The sequence below is a fragment of the Microbacterium sp. genome (genome assembly GCF_032084865.1).
Classification (GTDB): Bacteria; Actinomycetota; Actinomycetes; order Actinomycetales; family Microbacteriaceae; genus Microbacterium.
On the sequence record NZ_DAMDLU010000087.1, the window covers coordinates 1 to 4907 of the forward strand.

Below are 4907 nucleotides of genomic sequence, written 5' to 3' on the forward strand. Positions count from 1 at the left end.
AGCGAGGGCACGGCTCCACGCTAGCGCGGCGCCCACCCGCGGCGGAAAGGCGACGAGCGGTCAACGCGCCGACCAGCCGCCGTCCATCGTGTAGCTCGCTCCGGTCACCATGGCGGCGTCGTCGCTCGCGAGCCACGCGACGAGAGACGCGACCTCGGCCGGCTCGACGAGGCGCTTGATCGCACTCTCGGTGAGCAGGATGCGATCGAGCACCTCGGCCTCGTCGATCCCGTGCACCCGCGCCTGATCGGCGAGCTGCTTCTCGACCAGCGGGGTGCGAACGTACCCGGGGTTGACGCAGTTGCTCGTCACACGGTGAGCGCCGCCCTCGAGCGCGGTGACCTTCGAGAGTCCCTCCAGCCCGTGCTTTGCCGTCACGTACGCGGACTTGTACGGCGAGGCGCGCAGCCCGTGCACCGACGAGATGTTGATCACCCGACCGAAGTCGCGTTCGTACATGCCGGGCAGCGCCGCTCGCACGAGCAGGAAGGGCACTTCGAGCATGAGCACGAGCATGCGCCGGAAAGCACTCGGATCGAAGTCCTCGATCGGGCTGACGTGCTGTATTCCTGCGTTGTTGACGAGGATGTCGACGCCGTCGAGCACGTCGGCCAGTCGGTCGTCGGTCAGCGCATCGCGGTCGAGCAGATCGACGGCCCACGCGCTGCCGCCGACCGACTGCGCCGCTCGGCTGCATCCCTCGGCGTCGCGGTCGGCGACGATGACGTGCGCGCCCCGGCCGGCGAGTGTCTCGACGACGGCGAGGCCGATGCCGCTCGCGCCGCCGGTGACCAGCGCCCGACGCCCCGTGAGCGGTTTCGCTGTGGCGTGCTGCGGGGTGTCGGGCTGTGAAGTCATGTCGTTCCTCGGTCGAGCTGGCGGATGCTGCGGAAGCGGCGGGATCTCAGGCGCGCGCGCCCTCGGTGCGGAGGCCGTGGGTGACGGCATCCGCCTCGTCCACCGCCAGCAGGGACGCGCCCTTGGTCTCGCGCAGCGTGATCACGGCGACGGCGGTGATCGCGCAGGCGATGGCGACGTAGATCGCGACGGGCACCCACGAGCTGAATTCCTGCAGCAGTGCGGTCGCGATGATCGGCGCGAGCGACCCCGCGACGATCGACGTCACCTGGTAGCCGAGCGAGACCCCCGAGTACCGCATGCGCGTCGGGAACATCTCGGCCATGATCGCCGGCTGACCGGCGTACATCAGCGCGTGGAAGCAGAGTCCGATCGAGACGGCGGCGATGATGATCAGCGGGTTGAGGGTGTCGAACATGGGGAAGGCGAAGAACGCCCAGAGCGCACCGAGCACGGCTCCGGCAAGATACACCGGCCGGCGGCCGAAGGTGTCGGACAGGCGGCCGGCCTGCGGGATGACGACGAAGCGGATGACGTGTGCGACGAGCAGCGCGAGCAGCAGCTGACTGGTGTCGTATTCGTGCACCGTCTTCAGGTACACGATGGTGAACGACACGATGATGTAGTACAGGATGTTCTCCGCGAAGCGCAGGCCCATCGCCCCGAAGATGCCGCGCGGGTACTTCTTGACGACCTCCAGCACGCCGTAGCCGGCCGTCTTGTCGGCTTCGATCTGGGCGCGGGCCTCGAGGAAGATCGGCGCTTCGCTGACGTGGGTGCGGATGTAGTACCCGATGATCACGACGATCGCCGAGGCCCAGAACGCCACGCGCCAGCCCCAGCCGAGGAACTGATCTGCCGGCAGCAGCCACGACATCCCGAGAAGCACCAGGGTGGCGAGCAGGTTGCCGACGGGAACCGCGGCCTGCGGCCAACTCGACCAGAAGCCTCTCGAGCGGTCAGGGCTGTGCTCGGCGACGAGCAGCACGGCGCCGCCCCACTCACCACCGACCGCGAAACCCTGGATGAAGCGCAGCACCACGAGAAGGGCGGGGGCCCAGTACCCGATGGCGTTGAAGCCGGGCAGGCATCCCATCAGGAAGGTGGCCACGCCGACGAGGATGATCGTCATCTGCAGCGTGTGCTTGCGGCCCAGGCGGTCGCCGATCTGCCCGAACACGATGCCGCCGAGCGGACGCGCGATGAAACCGACCGCGTACGTGAGGAAGGCGGCGATGATGCCGTCGAGCTCCGTGCCGGCATTCGGGAAGAAGTAGCTGCCGAAGATCAGCGATGCGGCCGTGGCGTAGAGGAAGAACTCGTACCACTCGACGACGGTGCCGACCATCGAGGCGGCGACGATCTTCTTGAGCCCGGATGTCTGGGGCTCGGCTGCCGCGTTGGCGTTGTGGACGCTCATGTGCACTCCTTCGTGTGGTGAGGTCGCGTTCTCAGCCAGTATCGACACGCTCCGCACTGTGCATCAATGACCAGACCAGCAGAGCCCATGTGCAGAATTGCAGATATGACATCGCCCCTTCGCCGCGCCGCACCAGATCCGCATGATTTGATCGTCCTGCTCGAGGTCTCGCGATCGGGTCGGTTCACGACCGCGGGCGACACCCTCGGGCTCAACCACACCACAGTGTCGCGCCGGATCACCGCCCTCGAGAGCTCGCTGGGTGGGCGCGTGCTCGCGCGCAGCGGAGGCGGATGGGAGCTCACCGATCTCGGTCGCCGGGCCACGCGTGCGGCGGAAGATGTCGAACGCGCGATGAACGGCATCCTGCACAGCGACGGCCCCGGTGACCCGATAGCCGGAGTGGTGCGCATCTCGTCGACCGACGGGTTCAGCGGCTTCGTGATCGCCCCTGCGGTCGCGCAGCTGCGCCGCAGGCATCCGCGACTCAGCGTCGAGATCGAGAACGTCACGCGGCGCGCGCTGCAGCATCGCTCCGGTCTCGACATGGAGATCGTCGTCGGAGAGCCGCAGGTGCACCGCGCCGAGGCGATCCGACTCGGCGAGTACGCACTCGGGATGTACGCGTCACGTGAGTACCTGGACGAATGCGGCACCCCGTCGACCATCGAGGACCTCTCCGGCCACCCGCTCGTCTACTTCGTCGACTCGATGCTGCAGGTCGACGACCTCGACGCTCCGCGCCGGCTGGTGCCGGGGATGCGAGACTCTCTGAGCTCGACGAATGTGTTCGTGCATGTCGAGGCGACGCGGGCCGGCGCGGGGATCGGCTTCCTCCCCTGCTTCCTCGCGAACCGGCATCCGGATCTCGTCCGCCTGCTTTCCGACGAGTTCGATGAGCGGCTGCCGTATTGGCTCGTGGTGCGGGCTGACTCGCTGCGCCAGCCCGCGGTCGCGGCGGTGGCGGATGCCCTGCGCCGCCGCACCGCGCAGGTGCAGTCACAGCTGCTGGGCGTCGGGCCTGTCTCCGGCCGGAGCGGTGGCGCGCGCAGCGCGCGCGGACGTACCCTGGGGCCGTGAACAAGGCGACGCTGCCGACCCGGTTCGCGCCGGAGCGCTTCACGGCGTTCACCGACGCGGTGGTCGCGATCGCGATGACGCTGCTGATCCTGCCGTTGCTGGAGTCGGTCACGGATGCCGCTGGGCGCGGCATCCAGACGGCTGAGTTCCTTCGTGCGACGTCGGGCCAGCTGATCAGCTTCATCCTCAGCTTCGTGCTCATCGCGACGTTCTGGATGGAGCACCACCAGGTCTATCGCCGGGTGACCGCGATCACGCCCACCCTGCTGTGGATCAACATCGGCTGGCTGCTGACCATCGTGTGGCTTCCGGTGCCGACCGCGCTGCTCGGCCAGTTGTCGATGGATGCCGTGCAGGCGACCGTGTATATCGGCACACTCATCATGACGCAGGTCGCCACACTGACTGCGAAGCTCTACCTGCTGCGCCATCGCGATCTCGCTGACATCCCCCTCGAGGCTCTGCGACGCGGCTGCGCGGGAGACGTCTCGGCCATCATCCTTTTCCTCGTCGCGCTGGGCCTGGCGGCGTGGGTGCACCCGATCGGGTACCTCGCACTGCTGCTGCTCGTGCTGGTCGGACCGCTCGAGCGGGGGCTGCTGCGGCTGCGCAGGTAGGCTGGTGCCCGGCATCCGACCGTCGATTTCAAGGAGAACAGCACATGGGCGCACACGACGCCGTCATCGAGATCCCGCGCGGCAGCCGCGTGAAGTACGAGGTCGACCACGAGACCGGTCGCGTCCACCTCGACCGTGTCCTGTACACCACCTTCGGATACCCGGCCGACTACGGCTACTTCGACAACACGCTCGGCGAGGACGGCGACCCGCTCGACGTGCTGGTGCTCCTCGACCACGCCATCTACCCGGGCGTCGTCGTCGAGGTCCGCCCCGTCGCGGTGCTGAAGATGAGCGACGAGGCCGGCGGAGACGACAAGCTCGTCGCCGTGCTCTCCAAGGACCCGCGCTGGGCCCACATCCAGGACATCGACGACATCGCCGAGTACACGAAGAAGGAGATCGCACACTTCTTCGAGCACTACAAGGACCTCGAGCCCAACAAGTGGGTCAAGGTCGACGCCTGGGGCGACGCCGCCGAGGCGCAGCGCATCCTCGACGAGGCCATCGAGCGCTTCGCCGGCGAAGGGCACTGAGCCTGTCCGATGGGTCGCTGAACCTGTCGAAGCGAGAACCCCCGGCCGCTCGGCCGGGGGTTCTTCGGTTCTCAGCTCTGGTGCGGATCAGAGCGCGCCGCGGGCAGCCAGGAAGTTGTACGGGTTGGTGCGGCCGCCGTTGATGTACACCTCGAAGTGCAGGTGGCACCCCTGGGAGGCGCCGGTGTTGCCCGCGTACCCGACGACCTGACCGGCGCTGACCTGCTGGCCGTTCGAGACCGCGTAGCGCGACATGTGGGCGTAGCTGGTGGCGATGCCGCCGCCGTGCTGGATGCGCACCCAGTTGCCGAAGCCGCTGTTGTAGAACGCGGCATCCACCCGGCCTGATGATGCCGCGTAGATCGGCGCGCCGCACCCGTTCGCGAAATCGGTGCC

The 4907-nt window shown here is 67.9% G+C and carries 6 protein-coding genes; 3 read left to right on the top strand and 3 right to left on the bottom strand.

Annotation, left to right across the window (positions count from 1 at the left end; all coding sequences use genetic code 11):
* Positions 1–60 precede the first annotated feature (60 nt).
* Positions 61–858 carry a 3-hydroxybutyrate dehydrogenase gene (locus RT309_RS09945; RefSeq protein ID WP_313356713.1) on the bottom strand — a complete coding sequence of 266 codons (798 nt, stop codon included), beginning with the start codon at positions 856–858 and terminating at the stop codon, positions 61–63.
* 46 nt (positions 859–904) lie between these two features.
* A complete protein-coding gene (locus RT309_RS09950) occupies positions 905–2278 on the bottom strand; it encodes an MFS transporter (protein ID WP_313356714.1) in 1374 nt (457 codons plus the stop codon).
* 105 nt (positions 2279–2383) lie between these two features.
* On the opposite strand from RT309_RS09950, the gene RT309_RS09955 reads away from it, so the two are divergent.
* The 3 genes from RT309_RS09955 to ppa are packed head-to-tail and all read left to right on the top strand — an operon-like array spanning position 2384 to position 4511.
* A complete protein-coding gene (locus tag RT309_RS09955) occupies positions 2384–3358 on the top strand; it encodes a LysR family transcriptional regulator (protein ID WP_313356715.1) in 975 nt (324 codons plus the stop codon).
* Complete coding sequence (locus RT309_RS09960; protein ID WP_313356716.1) at positions 3355–3975, top strand: TMEM175 family protein; 621 nt, start codon at positions 3355–3357, stop codon at positions 3973–3975. The genes RT309_RS09955 and RT309_RS09960 overlap by 4 nt, the downstream gene beginning before the upstream one ends.
* A 44-nt stretch (positions 3976–4019) precedes the next feature.
* The gene (gene ppa, locus RT309_RS09965; protein WP_313356717.1) at positions 4020–4511 is read left to right on the top strand and encodes an inorganic diphosphatase; all 492 of its coding nucleotides are present in this window, start codon (positions 4020–4022) and stop codon (positions 4509–4511) included.
* A gap of 87 nt (positions 4512–4598) precedes the next feature.
* Here the strand turns inward: ppa and RT309_RS09970 are convergent.
* Positions 4599–4907, bottom strand: a 309-nt coding sequence (locus RT309_RS09970; RefSeq protein WP_313356718.1) for a M23 family metallopeptidase, incomplete at its 5' end; no start/stop codon positions are given.

What these genes read in the sequence shown, in the direction of transcription:
- RT309_RS09945 (WP_313356713.1), bottom strand. Translation starts at nt 858, where the DNA reads ATGACTTCACAGCCCGACACCCCGCAGCACGCCACAGCGAAACCGCTC.
- RT309_RS09950 (WP_313356714.1), bottom strand. Translation starts at nt 2,278, where the DNA reads ATGAGCGTCCACAACGCCAACGCGGCAGCCGAGCCCCAGACATCCGGG.
- ppa (WP_313356717.1), top strand. Translation starts at nt 4,020, where the DNA reads ATGGGCGCACACGACGCCGTCATCGAGATCCCGCGCGGCAGCCGCGTG.
- RT309_RS09955 (WP_313356715.1), top strand. Translation starts at nt 2,384, where the DNA reads ATGACATCGCCCCTTCGCCGCGCCGCACCAGATCCGCATGATTTGATC.